This is a genomic window from Nostoc sp. (genome assembly GCF_036917435.1).
In the GTDB taxonomy this organism is placed as follows: Bacteria; Cyanobacteriota; Cyanobacteriia; order Cyanobacteriales; family Nostocaceae; genus Nostoc.
Genome location: NZ_JBALDM010000054.1, coordinates 52,873 through 73,252 on the forward strand (window position 1 = coordinate 52,873; position 20,380 = coordinate 73,252).

At 41.0% G+C, this 20,380-nt stretch carries 15 protein-coding genes, 1 tRNA gene and 1 pseudogene; 7 read left to right on the top strand and 10 right to left on the bottom strand.

Features of this window, described 5'->3' with window-relative positions; genetic code table 11:
* Window positions 1-63 precede the first annotated feature (63 nt).
* Window positions 64-137, top strand: a tRNA-Met gene (locus V7K98_RS26425).
* 436 nt (window positions 138-573) lie between these two features.
* Here V7K98_RS26425 and V7K98_RS26430 read toward each other — a convergent pair.
* On the bottom strand, window positions 574-2,835 hold the full coding sequence (locus V7K98_RS26430; protein WP_335027360.1) for an amylo-alpha-1,6-glucosidase: 2,262 nt from the start codon (window positions 2,833-2,835) through the stop codon (window positions 574-576).
* A gap of 131 nt (window positions 2,836-2,966) precedes the next feature.
* On the opposite strand from V7K98_RS26430, the gene V7K98_RS26435 reads away from it, so the two are divergent.
* The 4 genes from V7K98_RS26435 to V7K98_RS26450 all read left to right on the top strand — a co-directional run bounded on the left by V7K98_RS26435 (window position 2,967) and on the right by V7K98_RS26450 (window position 5,799).
* Window positions 2,967-3,578: a peroxiredoxin gene (locus V7K98_RS26435; RefSeq protein ID WP_335027362.1), complete on the top strand. Its 612-nt coding sequence runs from the start codon at window positions 2,967-2,969 to the stop codon at window positions 3,576-3,578.
* A 155-nt stretch (window positions 3,579-3,733) separates the two neighbouring features.
* A complete protein-coding gene (locus V7K98_RS26440; protein ID WP_335027364.1) occupies window positions 3,734-4,276 on the top strand; it encodes a peroxiredoxin family protein in 543 nt (180 codons plus the stop codon).
* Window positions 4,277-4,327: 51 nt separating this feature from the next.
* A complete protein-coding gene (locus tag V7K98_RS26445; RefSeq protein WP_335027366.1) occupies window positions 4,328-4,981 on the top strand; it encodes a glutathione S-transferase family protein in 654 nt (217 codons plus the stop codon).
* A gap of 635 nt (window positions 4,982-5,616) precedes the next feature.
* Window positions 5,617-5,799 carry a CsbD family protein gene (locus V7K98_RS26450; RefSeq protein ID WP_335027368.1) on the top strand — a complete coding sequence of 61 codons (183 nt, stop codon included), beginning with the start codon at window positions 5,617-5,619 and terminating at the stop codon, window positions 5,797-5,799.
* 172 nt (window positions 5,800-5,971) lie between these two features.
* On the opposite strand, the gene V7K98_RS26455 is transcribed toward V7K98_RS26450, so the two are convergent.
* The 3 genes and pseudogenes from V7K98_RS26455 to nfi form a co-directional block, all read right to left on the bottom strand.
* On the bottom strand, window positions 5,972-7,930 hold the full coding sequence (locus V7K98_RS26455) for an FHA domain-containing protein (RefSeq protein WP_335027371.1): 1,959 nt from the start codon (window positions 7,928-7,930) through the stop codon (window positions 5,972-5,974).
* A gap of 86 nt (window positions 7,931-8,016) precedes the next feature.
* Complete coding sequence (locus V7K98_RS26460) at window positions 8,017-8,556, bottom strand: FHA domain-containing protein (protein ID WP_335027373.1); 540 nt, start codon at window positions 8,554-8,556, stop codon at window positions 8,017-8,019.
* 107 nt (window positions 8,557-8,663) lie between these two features.
* Window positions 8,664-9,370: pseudogene (gene nfi, locus V7K98_RS26465) on the bottom strand (deoxyribonuclease V).
* Between the two features lie 243 nt (window positions 9,371-9,613).
* Between nfi and V7K98_RS26470 the strand changes: the two are divergent.
* Window positions 9,614-10,144, top strand: coding sequence for a hypothetical protein (locus V7K98_RS26470; RefSeq protein ID WP_335027375.1), 531 nt, complete (start codon window positions 9,614-9,616; stop codon window positions 10,142-10,144).
* Between the two features lie 67 nt (window positions 10,145-10,211).
* On the opposite strand, the gene V7K98_RS26475 is transcribed toward V7K98_RS26470, so the two are convergent.
* The 5 genes from V7K98_RS26475 to V7K98_RS26495 all read right to left on the bottom strand — a co-directional run bounded on the left by V7K98_RS26475 (window position 10,212) and on the right by V7K98_RS26495 (window position 15,919).
* Window positions 10,212-10,847, bottom strand: a complete 636-nt coding sequence (locus V7K98_RS26475; protein ID WP_335027377.1) for a restriction endonuclease subunit R — start codon at window positions 10,845-10,847, stop codon at window positions 10,212-10,214.
* Window positions 10,848-11,118: 271 nt separating this feature from the next.
* A complete protein-coding gene (gene hisS / locus V7K98_RS26480) occupies window positions 11,119-12,507 on the bottom strand; it encodes a histidine--tRNA ligase (protein WP_335027379.1) in 1,389 nt (462 codons plus the stop codon).
* Window positions 12,508-12,632: 125 nt separating this feature from the next.
* The gene (locus V7K98_RS26485; protein WP_335027381.1) at window positions 12,633-13,079 is read right to left on the bottom strand and encodes a DUF3598 family protein; all 447 of its coding nucleotides are present in this window, start codon (window positions 13,077-13,079) and stop codon (window positions 12,633-12,635) included.
* A gap of 289 nt (window positions 13,080-13,368) precedes the next feature.
* Window positions 13,369-14,787: an aldehyde dehydrogenase family protein gene (locus V7K98_RS26490; RefSeq protein ID WP_335027383.1), complete on the bottom strand. Its 1,419-nt coding sequence runs from the start codon at window positions 14,785-14,787 to the stop codon at window positions 13,369-13,371.
* An 88-nt stretch (window positions 14,788-14,875) separates the two neighbouring features.
* Entirely contained in the window at window positions 14,876-15,919 is a 1,044-nt protein-coding gene (locus V7K98_RS26495; protein ID WP_335027391.1) for a nitrilase-related carbon-nitrogen hydrolase, read from the bottom strand.
* A gap of 155 nt (window positions 15,920-16,074) precedes the next feature.
* Between V7K98_RS26495 and V7K98_RS26500 the strand changes: the two genes are divergently transcribed.
* Entirely contained in the window at window positions 16,075-17,676 is a 1,602-nt protein-coding gene (locus V7K98_RS26500) for a sensor histidine kinase (protein WP_335027385.1), read from the top strand.
* Window positions 17,677-17,798: 122 nt separating this feature from the next.
* On the opposite strand, the gene pbpC is transcribed toward V7K98_RS26500, so the two are convergent.
* A complete protein-coding gene (gene pbpC, locus V7K98_RS26505; protein WP_335027387.1) occupies window positions 17,799-20,159 on the bottom strand; it encodes a penicillin-binding protein 1C in 2,361 nt (786 codons plus the stop codon).
* Window positions 20,160-20,380: the final 221 nt, after the last annotated feature.

Below are 20,380 nucleotides of genomic sequence, written 5' to 3' on the forward strand. Positions count from 1 at the left end.
TGCAAAATGGGCTAGTATGAAGCAGATTTGTATGCTATACTAATAAGTGATTTGATAAAATATGGCTCAGTAGCTCAGTTGGTTAGAGCGCGGGACTCATAAGCCTGAGGTCGTTGGTTCAATTCCGACCTGAGCCACTTTAAATAATTCGTAATTCGTAGTTAAGAGCTTGTTTTAAAACTGTCTTTTGATTTCTGCAAGCCTCACACTCTTCAGAAGTGCTGAGTAACCCCATAGATAAATCTAGCGAAAAGTTTGCGCGTCCGGGTAACAGGCAGCAAAACTTTTCAAGACAGGGGATTGATCTTGGACGTATTAAATATACGCTACCCATCGCACTTTGTGCCGCTACGCTAAGGAACAAGAATTAAATAACATACAGTTTATGTCCCTAGCTTACCTCACCCTCAACCCCTCTCCTTATAAAGGAGAGGGATCGTGAGACAGGATGAAGTTTTGGATTTTATTTAATCCACGTTCCTAACGAAATAAATATTTTTTTCCATGACTTTTAAACAATTGCTCTCAGACCTTTTGTGCTGTTTCGGTGACTGGAAGTTATGAGTTAGGTGATTATTTTTGTAGGTGGCGGATTACTTCGGCAACAGACCAAGCTTGAGCGATCGCTCCTCTGGGTGTATGAGGTGCATCGCCATCAAAAATTTCCGAAATAGAGCCAAGACAAGCGCCAGATAAAAAGTGATCTAGCAGGGGTTGCCAATCAAAAGGCAGCGATTGTTGTGGATAAAAACGTTGCCAAGCCCGAATATATGGCCCAATTAGCCAACCCCAAATAGTGCCTTGGTGATAAGCGCGATCGCGTTGCTCTTGGTTTCCCTCATATCTGCCTTTGTATTCGGGATCTCCTGGATCGAGGCTGCGAAGACCATAAGGAGTAAGCAAGCTGACAGTTGTCAAATCTAGTATCTGACAACCTTGCTGTGCAGAAAATCCACAGTGGTAGAGTGACAGCGCCAAAACCGCATTGGGACGAATTTGAAAATTCCGGCGATCGTCTGGCTCGATAGTATCGTACAAATAACCCAGTTGAGGATTCCAGAACTTTTGTAGGGAGATTTTAACCTTTTGTGCTTGTAAAGCATAACGTTGTGCTTGTTTAGTAAGACGCACTGGATCGCCAAATTTAAGCTGGCTTAAGCGTTCTGCCCACCGATTTAGCCAACATAAGGCTGAATACCATAGCGCATTGGTTTCCACTGGCTTACCGTAACGGGGAGTAACAGGATGTACCCCAATGACCACATCCATCCAGGTAAGAGCTACACCATGAGCATCCCAACTAATTAGCCCATCAATAGCATCAACCTGGATATTGTAGCGTGTACCACCAACAAAGGCTTTGTGGATTTGTTGGACTATGGGGAATTGCTCTGCCAAAAACTCCCAGTCTTCGGTAGCTTCTAAATAAAGTCCTAAAGTTTCAATCCACCATAGCGCCACATCAATGCTGTTATAAAGTGGTTCGCCATCGACATCAGGAAAGGCATTAGGCATCAAACCGTGGCGACAGTAATGCCCAAAAGTTCGTAATACTGCTTTTGCCAGGTCAAAGCGCTGTGGAACTAGTGCTAACCCAGGTAAGGCAATTAATATGTCGCGTCCTCGTTCATTAAACCAGTGATAACCAGCAATGATTGTGGGGCCTGTAATTGAGGCTCGATGGACGATAAACCGATCGCTTGCTTTGAGTAGTTCTTGCCAGATTGTAGATTGGGCATAGGGCATGGGGCATGGGGCATTGGGCATGGGTAAGAGGACAAGGGGACAAGGAGAATTGGGGACAAGGGGAAAGACTTGTTTCAAGTTCTCACTTCTTGTTCCCTTGTCCCCTTGTCCCCTTGTCTCCCCTGCCTCCCCTGCTCCCCCTGCTCCCTGCTCCCCTACTCCTCTGCTCCCCTCACTCCATCCAAAAATCTGGGAGAGTCGATCTTGCTCTGCTTCCACGGCTTCTGCAAAGCTGTCGGAGGTGAGAACATCTGCCATCGAGTCTGGAAAACCTACTTGTGCTTCTAGAGTGACCGTATCTCCTGGTTGCATTGTAACTATCAAGTAACCAGGGCTATAGAGGTCTTCCTTGTCACCTAATCCACGTTTTGTCTCCTCAGACAATCCATAATTCCAATACCAAACTGCATCTGATTGATATTTTCCTTGTGTCCAGCGCAAGTGCCAAGGTATACCGATATTACCCAATTTTTTTGCTTGTAGACAGACTTGCTGTTGCCCAAGCAATTCTGAGAACTGTAATCCTGAGCTAGCACTTTGCTGGTGGTGAAAATCACGTTCTGCTATCAACAGTCGCAACCGCAAAATTGCTGTCTCACTTCCGTCATAGCGATATTGGATTAAAATTCGATTGGACAATTGGGCATTGGGCATTGGGCATTGGGCATTGGGCATTGGGCATTGAGAAGTATTCTTTCCTATTTCCATTTCCTCGTTCTTAGTCCCCAGTCCCCAATCCCCAGTCCCCAATAACCCATAAGGCATCACCAATTGTCTGGTTAATTGCCAGTTATCCCGACCCCAAATCCACTTCGGAACTGGGTTAATATCAAAGCAGCGCAACAGTTGGTAGCCTGTCAGTTCAATCTGACCGTTACCCCAAACATTTGTCCCTAGTGCTACAACGCCCCCCGATACTTCTAAGCTAGCGTCTAGGTGTGAAAACAGCAGAGTCCGTCCAGAAGGTGGGTTTGTAGCAGTAAATAGCCAACCGTGATAAGTGCGTGTGCGGACATCAGAAATCGTTCCACTGGCAAAACTTCCTAAGCCATTGGTAAGCAACCATTCTCTTGTATCTAAATCAGGCATTGGTTACTCAAAATCGTTATGAGTATGATATAGTCGTAACAGATCGTAATTAAACTGTGAGAGCGTGGATGGGCGAGTTTGACTTGACCCGAATTCCAACGCTAATAAACCAATAAAGGAGAATTAGGTTAATGTCCCTTACTTACGGAACCGAAGGAAGCCTCCGCGTTGGCCAACAAGCTCCCGATTTCTCAGCAACTGCTGTGGTAGATCAGGAATTTAAGACAATCAAACTTTCCGATTATCGCGGTAAGTATGTCGTCCTATTTTTCTACCCACTAGACTTTACCTTTGTTTGTCCTACTGAAATCACAGCATTTAGCGATCGCCATGAAGAATTCAAGAAAATCAACACTGAAGTCCTTGGGGCTTCCGTTGACAGTGAATTCTCCCACCTCGCTTGGATTCAAACAGATCGGAAGTCTGGTGGTGTCGGCGACTTGAATTATCCTCTAGTCTCAGACATCAAGAAAGAGATTAGCGCCGCTTACAACGTTCTCGATCCAGCAGCTGGCATTGCCTTGCGTGGTCTGTTCATCATCGATAAAGATGGTATCATACAGCACGCTACCATCAACAATCTAGCTTTTGGTCGCAGCGTTGATGAAACCCTGCGGACATTACAAGCAATTCAGTATGTTCAGTCTCACCCTGATGAAGTTTGCCCAGCTGGTTGGAAACCTGGTGACAAGACAATGAATCCTGATCCAGTGAAGTCTAAAGTTTACTTCTCTGCTGTCTAAATTTCGTCACAAAACTCTAATCCAAGTTATTGGAGTTGAGAGCAAAATCAATGAAAACCACAGATAAATAGAGATATACATGAAACCGTGTCAACCTCTGTATCTATCTGTGGTTTTTTCATAAAATAGTATTTAAATCATCAGGGTTAATAAATATGTTGACTTCAACTGATTTTAGTGGCTTATTAAATAAACGTTTCTTCCGCAATTTTTTACCAGTTCCAGCTATAAATAAACTCAGGTTGGGAGTAGGAACGCCTGATTTTCAACTTCCAGATATTACCAATGGAACTTTAGTAAAATTGTCTTATTATAAAGGCAAGCAACCAGTATTACTCGCCTTTACTCGGATCTTTACTGAAAAACAATATTGTCCATTTTGTTTTCCTCATATCAAAGCTTTGAATGAGAACTATGAACAATTTAAAAATCTTGGTATAGAAGTTTTAATGATTACTAGTACCGATGAAAGGCAGAGCCAAATTGTCGTGAGAGATTTAGGCTTAAAAATACCGTTACTGAGCGATCCTAGTTGTCGATTGTTTCGTACCTATCAAGTAGGACAAGCACTAGGAGCGCCTTTACCAGCCCAGTTTGTATTAGATAAAGAAGGGAAACTTAGCTACTGGCATTTATTTTCTTTTTTGGATCATAATGCTAGTATCGAGACTTTGTTAGAACAATTTAATTTAGTATAAAGTTTAAAATTGGCAATGTTTACCCTAATTATCAAGCTGTGAGGTTTTCTCTTGCTGACACTTTACCACATGCCGATTTCTCCCAACTCACGCCGCATCTGGATTACTCTACTGGAAAAAGGACTTGAGTTTGAATTGGTAGAGATAAAACTGGATGGGGAACAATTTAAACCAGATTTTTTGGCAATTAACCCCTTCCACCACATTCCAGCTTTGGTGGATGACGGTTTTAATGTAGTAGAATCTTTAGCAATTCTGGACTATCTAGAGGCAAAATATCCCATACCTGCAATGTTGCCTAAAGATGCCAAGGATTTAGCGATCGCCCGCATGGTACAACTGGTAACTGTAAATGAGCTTTTGCCAGCAACCACCACGTTTTTACCTCAGTTACTCGGCTTGCCTGGAGGAGATCCAGAAAAAATCAAGAAGGCACAGCAAAAAATTCCCAAAGTCCTGAAGTTTTTTGAAGATTTACTTGACGATCGCCCTTACTTTGCTAGTTACAACCTCACTCTTGCCGAAGTTGTGGCTGGAACCGTAGTAACTGTACTACCAAGTGTAGGAATTTCTTTAAATGATTATCCAAAACTCAATGCTTGGCACGATCGCTTAATTGCACGTCCATCGTGGCAAGCTACTGAGGCTACGCCAGAGGCAATGGAAACGTTGAAATCTGTAATAATAGCGAGAAATACGCGGTAAATTCATACTTAAATGTAGAGACGGTAAATTTACTGTCTCTACAATCTAAAATTTTCACAGCTTGACTTGCTGCAAATGACTGCGGGGGTTATAAGTACGGATAGATTTTTTCTGAGGTCTTTTGGTGGTGCGATCGCCACCTTGACTGTTTGCCACATAAAGATTTTGTTAGCTTAGAACAAAATTCATCCCACGCTCTATTTGTACTCAAATGAGCGTGGGATGAATTTTGGGTAATGAGGAAATGACCAACTAGCTTTTCTTGAATGCAATTCAATCCGCGATGTTGTTCGGTGAGGTTTTATATTTTATTTGATCCACTTACTTACATGTTGAGTACTTCTTAAAGGCTAATTCAGGCTACACATCTAGATTCTTATCTAGCTGAGGTAGGGAATGATTTTATCTCAAGATATAAAAATAAGATCGTTCCCTTCTATCTTTTGGATATTACTTAAATTCTTGAAGATGAACTTAACCTTTAAATAACTATGTATAACGGACAAAAATATTTTTAATAAAAATATCGTCAGATAGAAGAATTAAAACTTTTGTAAAAGTAATATATAAACATTGCAACGCTTTATTAGCAAGCAATAAATAATCAATAATTAACATACTTAGGAACAAAGTAAATGAGTATCGAAGATAAAGCAAAAGCTTTTGCTAAGAACGTTGAAGGAAAAGTACAAGAAGTGGTTGGTGAAGTAACTGGCAACCCTAATGATAAAGCTGAAGGTAAAGCTAAACAAGCTGAAGCCCAAGTCCGCAACACTGCTGAAAATATCAAAGATGAAGTAAAAAAGGCTTTAGAATAGGTTGAACTTGATTTAGGAAGAAGATATAAGTAAAATAATTATTTACTAAACCTTCTGCATTTTTTCAATCTGTACCAGGACTGGCACGCCCAGTCTTGGGCTTATTCGCGGATAGACTGTAATTATTTAGGAGATATTTCATCCAAATTCTTTAAAATAAAATTCATTGATTTCATGGCGACTGATTTAACACCCACTTCAACCACTGTCTAAAAGAATTTATAGTATTCAAACGATGAACTCCAGGGGCACGAGTGGCAGCGAGTCCATCAACGGCGACTAATGCAGCATATTGCAAGCCTAAAAAACTATCAACTGCGGCATAAGGGCCACCTAAAGTAATAGCCCCAGCAGCATACATTTGACCTTTGCCACTACGCATTTCTACTAGTTCAAAATTGTTTGCTACAGTCAATCGTCCCAGATGATTCACTGGGAGGTTGTAATGTTTTACCAAATCTGCTATTAGGGTATTGGTATCTACTTTAGCGTCCAATCCAGTAGCATCAACAATAAAATCAGCTAGCAATTTCATTTCCCCAAAGCTTTGCTCTCGGATATGGGTAATAGTCCGGTTTTGCGCATCTCGTTCTACATCCAAAACCTCTCCGAAGGTAATTTGATACCAGCCTTCGCTGATGCCTTGGGCAGTAATTTGCTGCCAGTCTTGCCGATCGGCGGTGGTAGTTCCACCCCAGTCTGCTAGCAAACGTTTGCGTTCATCGGGGGTGGCTTTTTCTAACATTGCCCGGAGTTCGCCGCCCCAACAGGCTTTAGGCCAGTTAAAGGGTTGAAATTCGTAATGATTTTTGACTAGGCGCTGGGTATTTTGAAATTTGTTGCCTTGGGGTTTAGGCGATCGCATTAAATGCAAAACTGCTATATTCTGATTTCGTTTTCTGGCTTCATAAATGCGCTGAATAATCCGCGAAGCCACAATTCCCCGTCCACGAATTAATACCGTACCACCTTGTCGCTCTAGTTGCTCATAAACATGATCGTGTGCTTCATAAGCATTGACGACAGATTTAAAATCTTGATACTTTTCTCTATAAGCTTGCAAATCTGGAAGAAACTGAATTGCTGGATATCCAGTAGCTAAATGTAAATAACGAGTAACGAAAAAAGCATAATTTCCTGGGGCCCGAGAATAGGCTACGCAATATCTGCCATCATCAGTTTTGCGAATTGCCCTAACTCGTCCATAGCGATACATTTGATTCCAACCAATACGCTTCGCTTCCCTGTCTATGGAATCAAATACATTACCCGCACGGGGTGTATAAGTTTCGGCAAATGTTGGTTCAGCAAATACTTGCCACAAATACTTGAATGCTGAATTTATCTGTCCCTTCCTGCAATCGTGCCAAGCCTCGCGCAAGGCATAACTTGGCCAGCCCCAAATATTATCAGGACATGAGTCAGAATTCGATCGCAGTCTTTCATATAAGGGAATTTGCGAATTTAAACAAAGGCGCTTGTAACGGGCATAAGGTTCGGCCTCTAATCCCAAAGCTACAATTTTGTCAGGATGCACACCGCTAAGTCGCAGAAAATCAGCCCAAACAAAGCTACCCAGTCCCGCCCCGATCGCTAGATAATCAGATTCATCTACCGATAAACCCGTAGCATGAAGGGCTTGCACGGCGACATTTTCCGCCTGAAATGCCAGTGGCGGGAAGTTACTTGCCAAAGGCGTTAACGGCTGGGCGACAGGCAATGTGGGGTCTGGACGATTGGTATTTGCGTTGAAGTGAATCGTTGAAGGTGGGCTGGTATCTGGTTCAGAGATGCTAGCACCAAATTTCACTGTGATTACATAAGGGCCAATTTGCAATGTATCGCCATTAGCTAAAACACTGCGCTTTTGTGGTTGACCGTTGATATACACACCATTAACGCTGCCTTGGTCAATCACTACGAGATGGTCTTGTTCCCAGTCAATTAGGGCATGGTAGCGAGAAACTTCGTTACTGTTAAGCAGCATCCGAGAAACGCGGACTCCCCTAAGTTCGGCAGGTAAGCGAGGGAATTCTCGACCAAAAGCGATCGGCATATTCAACCTTGGTTCTCGCCGTTCTCCTGTCGCTGGTTCTTCCCAACTCAATTGAATTTGTAAGTCATTTGTCATTGGTCATTGGGCATTGGGAATTGGGCATTGGGCATTGGGCATTGGGCATTGTATTGCTTATTTCTCCCTCATCTTTCTCACCTTCCTCAACTACCTGGTGCTACTAACACACTGACAGCTGCGGCTAAAGATGTTCCACACCAACGACAGCCAATTTGTAGATTCTCTGGTGGGGAAACTTTATGACATTTGGGGCATTCTAGACCATAGATTCCTCTCGGCGGTGCGGGAGGTGTTGGTGAATGGTGATGATGTCCGGGATGTGGTGGCATTAAAATTGTTGCTGGAATGCTGCCTGTGGAAATGCTAGTAACTTTGAGTTTTATTTGTCCCAAAGAGATCCTAGTGCCCTCGGTTAAAGGCATTTCACCTTGGACTAATTGCCGTCCATCAATTAGGGGGGGATTTTGCGATCGCAAATTCCTAATATAAAAGCCCTGTTGCTGGTGATGAAAAAATATTTCAACGTGCAAACCAGAGACAGTGGGGTGACTCAGAATAATATCGCACCGCAGTGGATCGCGGCCAATGCGGACAGTACCAGGATTTTGACTTGGCTGTTGTTCGTGGATGTTCTGAGTTTTATCTTGACCTGCATCGTGCCACTGTAAAGTTAGTATGTTCATTGTTCTAACTTCGGAAATCGTATTTAGTTACATCAACTTTCTTCTGTGCGATTCCTAACACGATTGCGTAGGTGTAAGCAAGTATTTAGAAAAAACTTCAACAAGCTTTATTTTGCCGACGCTAGTTTATCAGCGATGCGTGTAGTTTCTGGCAGCCGATATTTTGGTGTGCAGCGTAATACATAGTCAATTGCTGTCGGTAAACTAATTCGATGACCACTGGAGATGTATAGAGGTTTTACTCCGGTGCGCGTAGGCGCAGCCCGCCGTAGGCATCGCAAAACAGCCCCAACGGTTTCACCCTTATATATCAGTGGTTGCGTGCTGCCTTTTGCTTCTGGCAATTCCTCATACTTACCTACCAATCTGGACTTGGCTACACCAATTGTCGGGATATCTAACCAATTGTCGGGATATCTATAAGTAATCCTAAATGGCAAGCTATACCTAATCTCCGGGGATGGGCGATTCCCTGACCATCACACAGGATAATATTTGGTGTTGTTTGAATTTTCTCCAGGGCATCGAGAACAGCTGGAATTTCCCGAAATGAGAGGAACCCAGGAACATAAGGAAAGGTCGTAGGACGGTGTGCTAGGCTTGTCTCGATTACTTCCAAATCGGGAAAACTCAGTACTGCCACAGCTGCACGGCTAATGGTTCCATCAGCTTCAAAACCCATATCTACTCCAGCAACGTACTGGATAGGTTCTTCTAGTTGATCTTCAGTAATTACCCGATCTCGCAGCTTTTCTTGGATAACTATGGCTTCTTCCAGGGTTGAAGCCCAAGCATGATCTCGATAAAACTTCATATTGAAAATGGGAATTAAACTGATTAATATTAATCCTGTTAATTTGACAAGCACAAAAACAAGAGTTTTTGATGTTGATACAGGGAAAATATATTTTTTGCAAAAGTCTGTGAAAGACTATCTTTATACTAAATATTTTAACGCAGGTTAGCTGATATTCTGCATCATAATGTTACTTAAGGCTGTCAAGAGGGAATCCTAAGAATATAAGTTTATTTTCCTAGATTTTCTCTTTTAGTGGTTATGACACAGCCGAATATTCTAGAACTTGCAAAACAGGGAGATGTAGATGCGATCGCATCTCTGATGAACCGCCATCTATATCCCAAAGGGATCACTGCAAAAGTTGCCTTCAAAGATGTTTGCTTAGAGGTAACGCTAGAATCTGATCAAGTACCAAATCAGCAAATTTTAGTTGCATTTATCCGCAAAGGTTTAACTGGTTTAGGGGCTGTATCTGTTGAAAGGGTGAAAGTTTACGGACAACAAACTGGTAAAAAGTTTCCAGCTTGGAGTAAAGAGTTTAATCTCGGTATAGTAGTAGAAGATGAATTAGAAGCAGCAGATAATGAAGAGTCTTCTATTGAACCTCAACTTCTCACTATTTTTATTAACTTAAGTGGAGATACTGCGCGGGGATTAACAAACCAAGACTTTGAATTTATTGCTAATCAAATAAGCAGTGATATTTTATCATCTTGTAGTGAAGTTTTTATTCAAAAAGTAAGTATTAGTAATGGTAGTTCTGTAATTACAAAAGAACGTTATGATTGAGCCTGTCTCATGTAGAGGTAAATAGCGATATTCCGGCACTATTGTTGCCTTAGATTAATAATTGCTTTTAAAGCTGACAAATTGCTTTTAAAACTTGTAGCAAATGGCTTGAACGCTCTCTTTCCATTAAATTTAATTCTGGTAACAGATAATAAATAGGCGGATTTCCTTGTTCAATATAGACAAACTGATAACTTCTACCATTAGTCGTTAATCCCCAAACGGATTTTTGATTATCTAAATTTTTATAAGCATACGTGAGTAACTGAGGTAAACCTGTTGATATATCAATCTGACTATTTTTAGATTCAATTAACAGTACCCAAAAATATGTTTGAGGTTTTGTATCTTTAGCTTTACTAATAGCTAAAATATCAAATCTTCCTTTAATTTTGATATCTTCATCTTCAACTTCAATGTCAGCAATATTCTCTTCCAAAACAATCTCGATAGGATAGCGATAAAAACCAGCTAATCTTAGTAAAGGTGTAACTGCAAGAAACTTTACTTGACCTTCAGAAACTTTACCTGCTGTAAGGTAGCGTCGAAAGTTATTTCTAATTTGCAGAAGTTCTTGTTGTTCGACTTCGAGGAGAGGTTCTAGAGATAAGTAGTTAGAAAATGAGTCACTGTATTGTTCTAGAAAGCCAAACGGACGATGAACTTCTTCTAAGGATAAATTACGAGCATTGAGAATTGTCATATATTTTTACTTGATTAAGGTGCAACCTAATCCAAATATCTATATAAAATCTATTTTACCCCCTACTTGACTGACCAAGTTTGTTAAGCTGCAACAAAAAAGATTTGTCAGTTAATCAAATTAACTTCTTGACTCTGTGTCGCGCCAGTTGCTACAAGTCGGGGAACCGCAAGGGCGCACTGGCTTCTCTGTGCCTCTGTGGTTAAATAAAAAGATTTTGAACCGCAGAGACGCGGAGGGCGCAGAGAGAAAAAGAGATTTTAGAAGTATATTAGCCAAGCCTTCTTTTAACTTCTTCAGCTAAATCTACAAGTAACACTTCTACTTGCTCACCTGTTTTCAAATCTTTGAGCGAAGACTTTTGCGCTGCTGCTTCTTCAGAACCAATAATTACACAAAATTGAATTCCTTGTTTATCGGCTAGCTGAAATTGCTTACCCAAGGGACGCTTATCAAAGTTAGTGATGACGTTAATTCCAGCCTGACGCAGATTTTGCGAAACTTTTAAATAAGTTGGCATTAAATCTTCTTGCATATTCACTACCATCACCTGGGCTGGTGTAGCGGCTAAGGTATTAAGAATACCAGCTTTTAACAAGCGACTAATTAAGCGAGTTAAGCCGATAGAAATGCCGACACCAGGCATTTTTTCACCCAAAAATACCCCAACTAATTCTTCATATCTCCCGCCAGAACAGATACTACCTAAAGCTTCATGTCCTAATAAGGTTGTTTCGTAAACCGTGCCAGTATAGTAATCAAGTCCACGGGCAATGGATAAATCAATACAGAAACGATTTTCGGCAACTCCAAGATTACGCACACCTGCAATTACCGTTTCTAATTCGTTAATTCCCAGGCTTAATTTCTCGGTTTCTGGCAGGCTTTTGGCGAGATGCTTAAGCTGATCTAATACTTCATCAATGGAACCATCAATTTTAATAAAATCAATAATCTTTTGAGTTTGTTCTCCTGAAACTCCCTCTTTCTCTAATTCTTGTTTGACTTTACCTTCACCAATTTTTTCTAAATTATCAACAATACCAATACACGATTTAATTTTATCCTCGGTAATTCCTACTGATTTAAAAAAGCCTGTAAGAACTTTTCGATTATTGATGCGAATCAGAAAATCACCAATATTAATTGCTTCAAATATCTCTGTGATAATTGCAGGCATCTGAGCATCATAGAGCAAGCTGAGTTCCTTACGAGCGACTACATCAATATCACACTGGCGGAACTGACGAAAACGCCCATCTTTCGCACGTTCTCCCCGAAAAACCATATCTGTTTGGTAACGGGCAAAGGGAAAGGTTAACTCATTTAAGTGACGAGCAATATAAGCCGCTAAAGGAACTGTTTGATCAAACTTTAATGCTCTTGCTTCCGAACCAGTTTCACCAGATTTATCTCTCTCGGCTTGTCGATTTGGTGGCAGGATGGGATCAATGCCATAAATGATATTATCACCTTGATTTCCTTTAGCTTGTAGCACTTCTAGACGTTCTACAGCAGGTGTTTCTATGGGCGTAAATCCATAGCTTTCAAAAACTTTACGGATGATATCTAGCAAATATAATTCTAGACGCTTTTCATTAGGCAGAAATTCTGGGAAACCGCTAGGAGTAGAGAAGTTTATTTTGTCACCTTTTGCCATGCATATACCTTACTAAGTTTAAATTTGAGATGAAAGTCTAATGTTTGGAAGTCGTGTCTACACAAACAAAGTCCGCCTGCGCGGACTGAAGAATAATGAATGATTATGTTTGAGAACAGAGATTACTATCTTAGCCGTTCTTCTTGAATTAGGGTACGTTGAAAAATTTGGTTGTTTTTAAACCAATGCCAAGTCCGGGCACGATTGTTATTGTCAGGACTAATGTAGATCATTTCGTATAAACTCATTTCTGGGTTTGTTTTATAAGTGAACCACAAAATCACAATTGAATCATCGGCTTCCCAAGCTTTACCTTGAATGCGATCTGTGTCAAACCAGAGTTTATTATCTTTATAACTTCCTGGAAATTCATATTCTTCTTGTTTCCCATCAGACCATTTGTAGCGATTGATTTGATAGTAGGGATGAGGGCCATTTTCTGGAAATTGACAGGTTAAATGAGACTCGTAACTGTCGAGGATTTTTCCTGTTGTATCAATTACTGTATAAGTTCCTACCCAGTCTCCCTCGTGACGGACAAGTACAGGCATTTCTTCTCGAATATTCGACATTGTAATTTACCTCTCAACTAATGTAGGTAAGACGCACAACACAAGGTAAAAGAACAGTTTAAGCAGATAAGCATTGCTCACTCTATAAACACTGCTATAGCGGTTCTCAGTTGAGTAGGTACAAGAACCCCACCCCCAACCCCCTCCCCGCAAGCGAGGAGGGGGCTATGACGTAACTCATGTGATTAGGAAACGCTATAAGTATTAGCATTGTTAGTCAAAACAATAGCATTGTGAAATGATGCATTAAACTGCGACTAAAAACTTACCTTGTCTTTGTTGACAGTACTTATACTTCATTATCAAACCACCAAGGGTCATTAATAGCATTAGTTTTAATTAAAATGGCTTTTTTCCGCATAAATCGTTTCAACGCTGCTGCACCCATGCGTGAGCCTCCCATACCGGAGAATTTGAAGGCGTTTTTCTCTCCCTCGTGCATGATGGCGGTGAGGGCTGCATCGTTGATACTAATAGCACCTGCATCTATCTGCTGGGCAATTTCTAAGGCTTCAGGTTCGGAGGCAAAGACAGCAGCACTCAATCCATAAATCGAATCGTTTGCTAAAGATACCGCTTCCTCAATTGTGGAAAAAGGCATTATTGGCATAATGGGGCCGAAAGTCTCTTCGGTCATCACTTTCATGGAATGATTAACCTGGGTAAGAACTGTCGGACGACACCACCAACCCCCACCTAAATCTTCAACTACACCGCCGCAGTGAATTACTGCCCCCTTTTCTACTGCATCTAGGAGATGATCGCTAATAATTGCTGCTTGTTTTTCGGCAATGATGGGGCCAATTTCTCCACTTTCAACGGTAGGGTAGGCTAGCTGGAGACAATGGGCTTTGGCTACTAATTGATGGTAAAACTTTTCAAATATGGATTCAGCAACATAAATTCGCTCAATTGATAAGCACGATTGTCCGGTGTTGACGACAGAACCCCACAAGATTGCTGAGATTGCTAATTCTAAATTGGCTGAATCTAAAACGATCGCAGGATCTTTTCCTCCTAATTCCAAAAAAGCTGGAATAAAGCTTTTTGCAGCCGCTTCTGCGACTTTTCGCCCTGTGGCTACACTGCCCGTAAAGCACACTAAGTCTACATTGTCAATCAAAAGAGATCCGGTTGCGCCTGCTCCTTCAACAAAAGTTAAGACATCGCGCAATTTCGGAACGGCGTTGATTGCTGTTGTCATTGGTGCGACGAAGCGGGGAGCAATTTCACTCGGTTTGACAATAACAGCACAACCCGCCAGCAATGCCGGAATGGTATCAATGGTTGACAGCAGCAGTGGAAAGTTCCACGGGCTAATGATCCCAACAAGAGGGTAAGGAACAGATGTTTGTTGCAAAGCGATAAATGGAATTGCTGTGTTTTTTGCAGAGTCTTGGAGCAATTCCGGTGCTAACCTACACCAGCGATCGATGCTAGAGAGGAAGGAGTCTATTTCTAATACTGAGATTGATAATCTTCCCGTATCATTTACCAAAGCTTCCGTTAAGCGATCGCGCCCTGATACTATCGCTTCCTTCCACCTCTGTAAAGCTTCAATCCTCCCCTCTAAACCCAGTTGTTGCCAGCTAACTTGTGCCCTGCGCGATCGCTTACACTGTTGTGCCAGCAACTTTGGGGGCGGCGGGACAATTACGTAGTCAAATTTGCCAGTTCGGGGATTACGGACTTCTATTGGTTTTGTCATTTGTCATTTGTCATTTGTTATTTGTTATTTGTTATGGGTTATTCTCTTTGTCCCCCAATGCCCAATTCCCAATTCCCAATTCCCAAATTCAAATTATCCCCAGTTTGGCTAACCGCTCAATGGTGGCTTGCTGGGTTTGGAGGAAGTGTTTGCGGTCTATTTCTCCCTCCAGCATAGTATTAGGTGGGTAAAAGTGTGACTGATGATAACTTTCGGCGTATAGTTCAAAGCGCTGGCGAGCAAGTAAATTATGTAACCCTGGGCGGCGGCGATCGCGGCGTAATGCTCCTAAATCAATTTCAGCAAATGCTGCCATGCTTTCGCCTGCACCTGTTTCAGCTAAAACGATTCCGCGATGATCGATGATTTTAGAACCACCATCAGCCGAAGCTATGGGGATAGCAATATTGGCGATACCTGCGGTATTAGCTGAAACTACGTAAGCCATATTTTCGACGGCACGAGTGATTTTTGCTGCGTCTTTGGGGGTAAGGTTTTTGTTGTATACTTCCGAGGTGGAATGGACAAAAACTTCTGCTCCTCGCATCGCCAGACACCGCGCCACTTCTGGATACAAAATCTCTTCTGATGCTAAAGCTGCCAAGTTACCGATCGCAGTTTTGGCTACAGGGAAAACTCCCTCTAAACCATAGCAGTCAAGATATTTATCCCAAACATCATGGGGGGTGGGAGCAAATAAGGAATTCAGCCGCCGATATCGCAAGACGATTGAGCCGGAGGGGTCAATAATAAAGCAGGTTTGGAAGTAGAATCTGGGAAAGTTGGGATCAACTTCGTAGGCATTCCCAGCTAAAAATATTTTATGCTTTTGAGCAATTTTACCAAGCGCCTCATACTCAGCACCAGCCATTTCTATACAAGCTTTTTCTGCCCATCCTGAGATAGAATCTCCCATCGGGAAACCAGTGAGGAAATATTCTGGTAGAACAATTAAACGACAATCAAAGCCTATGAAAGCGATACTGGCAGCAATTTGTTGTGCTAGGCGGTTGATGGAGTTTTCCATGAGCGATCCCGCTTCGTGGCGATCCTTGGCTTGATTGACTGCATGACAGGTAACTTGCAGTGCTAAAGCGCGGAACGAGTTGAGATTATCGGTATTATTGTCCAAAATTCCCTCACCAAATTCTATAAAATGCGATCGCCACCCCACAGCGATCGTACAAGTTTATGTGACAATTCAGAACAAAAGTGAAATGCTTTCTAGTTTGAATTTGCGGCTTTTTTATAGGCTTAATATAATGTATTTAAAAAAACAATATAAAAATGCGCCTGCCTTACAAACTGAGATTTGTTGCTTCTCAACTAGTAACTGTAACAGTCCTGCTGACATTACTCTTGTTTATTCCTCAAATTTGGCTCAACTGGCAAGTATATGATAACTTCAATAGTATTATTAAACATGAATTTAAACTACAAGTGATGAGTGATAAAATTACTTATCTTGATGAAGTATTAACGATGTCAGCCCGTATGAATGCTGCTACAGGTAACTCTACCTGGGAAAAACGGTATCGCCAATTTGAACCTAAACTGGATCTTGCAATTAAAGAATCTATTAAACTGGCTCCTAAAGCATATAAAAATGAGGATGCCCACAAAATTGATATTGCTAATCAGTTATTGGTTGCAATGGAATATCAATCTTTTGATTTAGTTAATAAAAATCAAAAAGAGACAGCACAACTACTACTTTCTAGCCGAGAATATGAAACTCAGAAGCACATTTATGCTGATGGTGTTGCGAAAAGAAACCGTAATATCTCACTTCAGTTACAACAAAAGTTTGATGAATATTTTAGAAGAATATTTTGGGCAGTCTTAGAATCTGTTATAAGTTTAGCACTGCTGATTCCGGCATGGTTTTTAGTATTGAATTTATTGCAGCAATATTTAAAAGATAAAAAAATTGCTCAAGCGGCTTTAGAAGAAACGAATTGTATGTTGGAAATGCAAGTGGCTGAGAGAACAGCAAAATTAGAACACAAAAATCTTCAACTAGAACAGACGTTACAAGAATTGCAATATACTCAAGTACAACTTGTTCAAACTGAGAAAATGTCCTCATTAGGTCAGTTAGTTGCTGGTGTTGCTCATGAAATCAATAATCCAGTTAATTTCATTTATGGAAACCTGATGCATATTAGAGGATATAGTCAGCAATTAATAACTTTAATTAACCTGTATCAGCAAGAAAATTTTAATTACAACCCAGAAATAACTAATCTCATTCATAAGATAGATTTAGAGTTTATTATTGACGATATGCCAAAAATTTTATCCTCAATGGAAGTTGGTACTGAGCGCATTTGTGAGATTGTGCTAACTTTGCGGAACTTCTCGCGTCTTGATGAAGCAGAAATGAAACCTGTTGATATTCATGAAGGAATTGATAGCACACTATTAATTTTACAACATCGGTTCAAAGAAAAGAGTAAACAGCAACCGGAAATTGCAGTAATAAAAGATTATGGTAATTTGCCTCTTATTGAATGTTATGCGGGAGGATTAAATCAGGTATTTATGAATATCTTCAGTAACGCTATTGATGCTTTATATGAACAAGAAGGAAAGTCTTTAACAGGAGAAAAATATATTTATTCTATTACTATCAAAACTAAAGTTGAGAATGAAGAATATGTAATTATTAGTATTAAAGATAATGGGGCAGGAATAAAAGAGGAAGTTAAGACTAGATTGTTTGACCCTTTCTTTACTACTAAACCTGTAGGGAAAGGCACTGGTTTAGGATTATCTATTAGTTACCAGATTATAGTAGATAAGCATAAAGGAAAAATTAAATGTATTTCTGCACCTGGTAAAGGTACAGAGTTTGTAATTGAGATTCCTATCAAGCAGGCACGGTAAGCAAATATATAGACTTCACACCTTTGACATAATCTTGCAATGGCTTTGTCAATATGATGTGCAATAGTTTACTCATCAAACTGTTTAACGGAACTGGGCAGGTATTTACCTGCCTTTTTTAATTATGGGCGATTCCCCCTTACCTGAGAATTACTAATAGAAAATCCTCGACGCGTGGGTTTAATATTAGCTAATTCCACCTGAAAACTTACCTTGTCCGTTATTTCCCCACTTCTTGCTTCCAAAGTCCACTTACCAGAACGCAAATTCCAAAATAAAGAATTAGCTGAGTTGGTATCTAATTTTTCCCCATTTAACCACCATTCTACAGGCATAGATTTATTTCCTGCTAGCTTAAATTCGAGTTTTTGCTTCCCTTCTTCACCTGGATACAGTAAGAATAAATCGCCATGATGGGGAGATAAAATTCTAAAATTGCTAGAAACAAGACTTGATTGCTGTTGTTTCGCCAACCACTCGTTATACTCTGGTGGTAAATTGAATTGATTGTCACCTTCGTAGGCAATTTTATCTTCTGGATAGAAATATTCCTGCACCACTGAGGTACAATTTGGTGTTGGTCGTAATCCCGAAATTGCACAAATAGGTAATTGCACTAAACCTTCTGGAGACGGAAAAGCTGTTGGTTCTTGATGTTCGTGCAGGTGTAGCATAATCCGATTCCACAAAGGTGCAGCCCCTGTCACACCTGAAACTTGTCGCATCGGTTCACCGTTAAAATTGCCTACCCAAGTAGCGACGGTGTAATCGGTAGTGAAGCCAACTGTCCAAGTATCACGAAAATTGGAAGAAGTGCCAGTTTTAACGGCAACAGGAAAAGGTAAATTTAATACTGAGTCTACACCAAAGGCTGTGGCACGAGCATGATTATCACTGAGAATGTTAGTAATTAATTGCCATATTGTCGTTGATTTTTGGATATTACATCGCACATTTGATGCACTTTCAGCGCAACTTGAATTTTGGATTGAAGAATCGGAAAATGTGCTGACTATTGGGGTAGCATCTCCAAATCGTGCCATAGTAACGTAAGCTCTAGCTAATTCCCATAAACTGACTTCGCCACTACCGAGAGTTAATCCTAAACCGTAATGTTCTGCGGTTTGATTGAGGTTTTCAAACCCAAGTTGATGCAATCGTTCTAAGAAAGTTTCCACACCTACTTTTTCTAAAACTCTCACTGCGGGTACATTCAACGAATTTGCTAAAGCGATTCGCACCCGCACAGGGCCAAGAAAGCGTTCGGTGTAATCTGTTGGGCTATAAAGTCTTGCACCAGGAATTGCATAACGGGCGGGGACATCTGCCAAAATGGTATTTGGGCGAATTAAACTTTTTTCTAAAGCTAATTCATAGACAAAAGGCTTGAGGGTAGAACCTGGTTGACGTAGCGCTTGCACTCCATCATTACGTCCTAGTTTTGCTTGATTAAAGTAATCAGGTGAACCGACATAAGCCAATACTTCACCACTATGGTTGTCAATTACCAACGTAGCTGCATCATGAACGTTATTAGCAGTGAGTGAGGAAATTACCTGCTGTACCTGTGCTTCGACAAACTGCTGTAAAGGGCGATTTATAGTCGTGCGGATGGGGAAATTTTCTGCTGTTTGCGGCTTATCAAACTGATTGGCTAACCAAAATAAAAAGTGTGGTGCGGCGATAATTCCCTGTGGGCGGGATTGAAACACAACTTTTTCGGTTTGTGTTCGGGCTGCGTAGCTTGCCGCCGTAGGCATCGCACCACTAATATACTTTTCCTCTACCATACGATTAAGGACGTATTTTTGTCGCTGCTTCAACCGTTCCCAATGTTCATAAGGGTTAAAGTATGTGGGATTATTGGGAATAGCCGCCAACAAACTAGCTTGGGCAAGATTCAAATCACTTGCTGGGATAGAAAAATAAGTCTGCGCGGCTGCTTCCACACCATATATATTCCCGCCCATTGGTAGGCGATTAATATATGCAGAGAGAATTTCATCTTTATTCATCCCTGCTACTAACCGCCAAGATAGCCAAATTTCACTCAGTTTACCAGAGAAGCTACGAGGCACAGGATCTAACATCCGCGCCAACTGCATAGTAATAGTGGAAGCGCCGGAAACAATTCGTTTCGCGTGGATGGCTTCTTGGCTGGCGCGGATAACAGCTTTCATATCCAACGCCCCATGATGGTAAAAGCTGCCATCTTCGGCGGCTAAAATGGCATGGATAAAGTGGGGCGAAACTTGATTTAGCGCGACGACTGATGTATGTTCTTGGTCACGGGTGAGTATTGTTCCTAATGGTAAACCATTGCGATCGCTAAATTGCATTGCCAGCTGATTTTGAGCAATATCTGTAGCCCGAACGGGTGCAAAATAAGGTAGTAAGCGTATAATTAGGCAGATTACCAGCACAGCGAGGATAAATTTGCTACCGTGCTTAAATTGGAATAGCGATCGTAAAATTAGTTTCATCAGGGAATGCCCTGTCTCAGAAAATTTACCTTAATTTGGACGCTGTGATTACATCTACATCAGTAAATATATCAAATCTTTAACGATCCATTTTCCATAACTTAGCAGATGTAAATTAATGTTTGCAGAAGTTAAATACTTCTTCATAGTTAAGAATTGTAGTGATTTTTCGGAACAATCTCACAGGATTAGTTATCTATGTAAATAAACATAGTTAAATC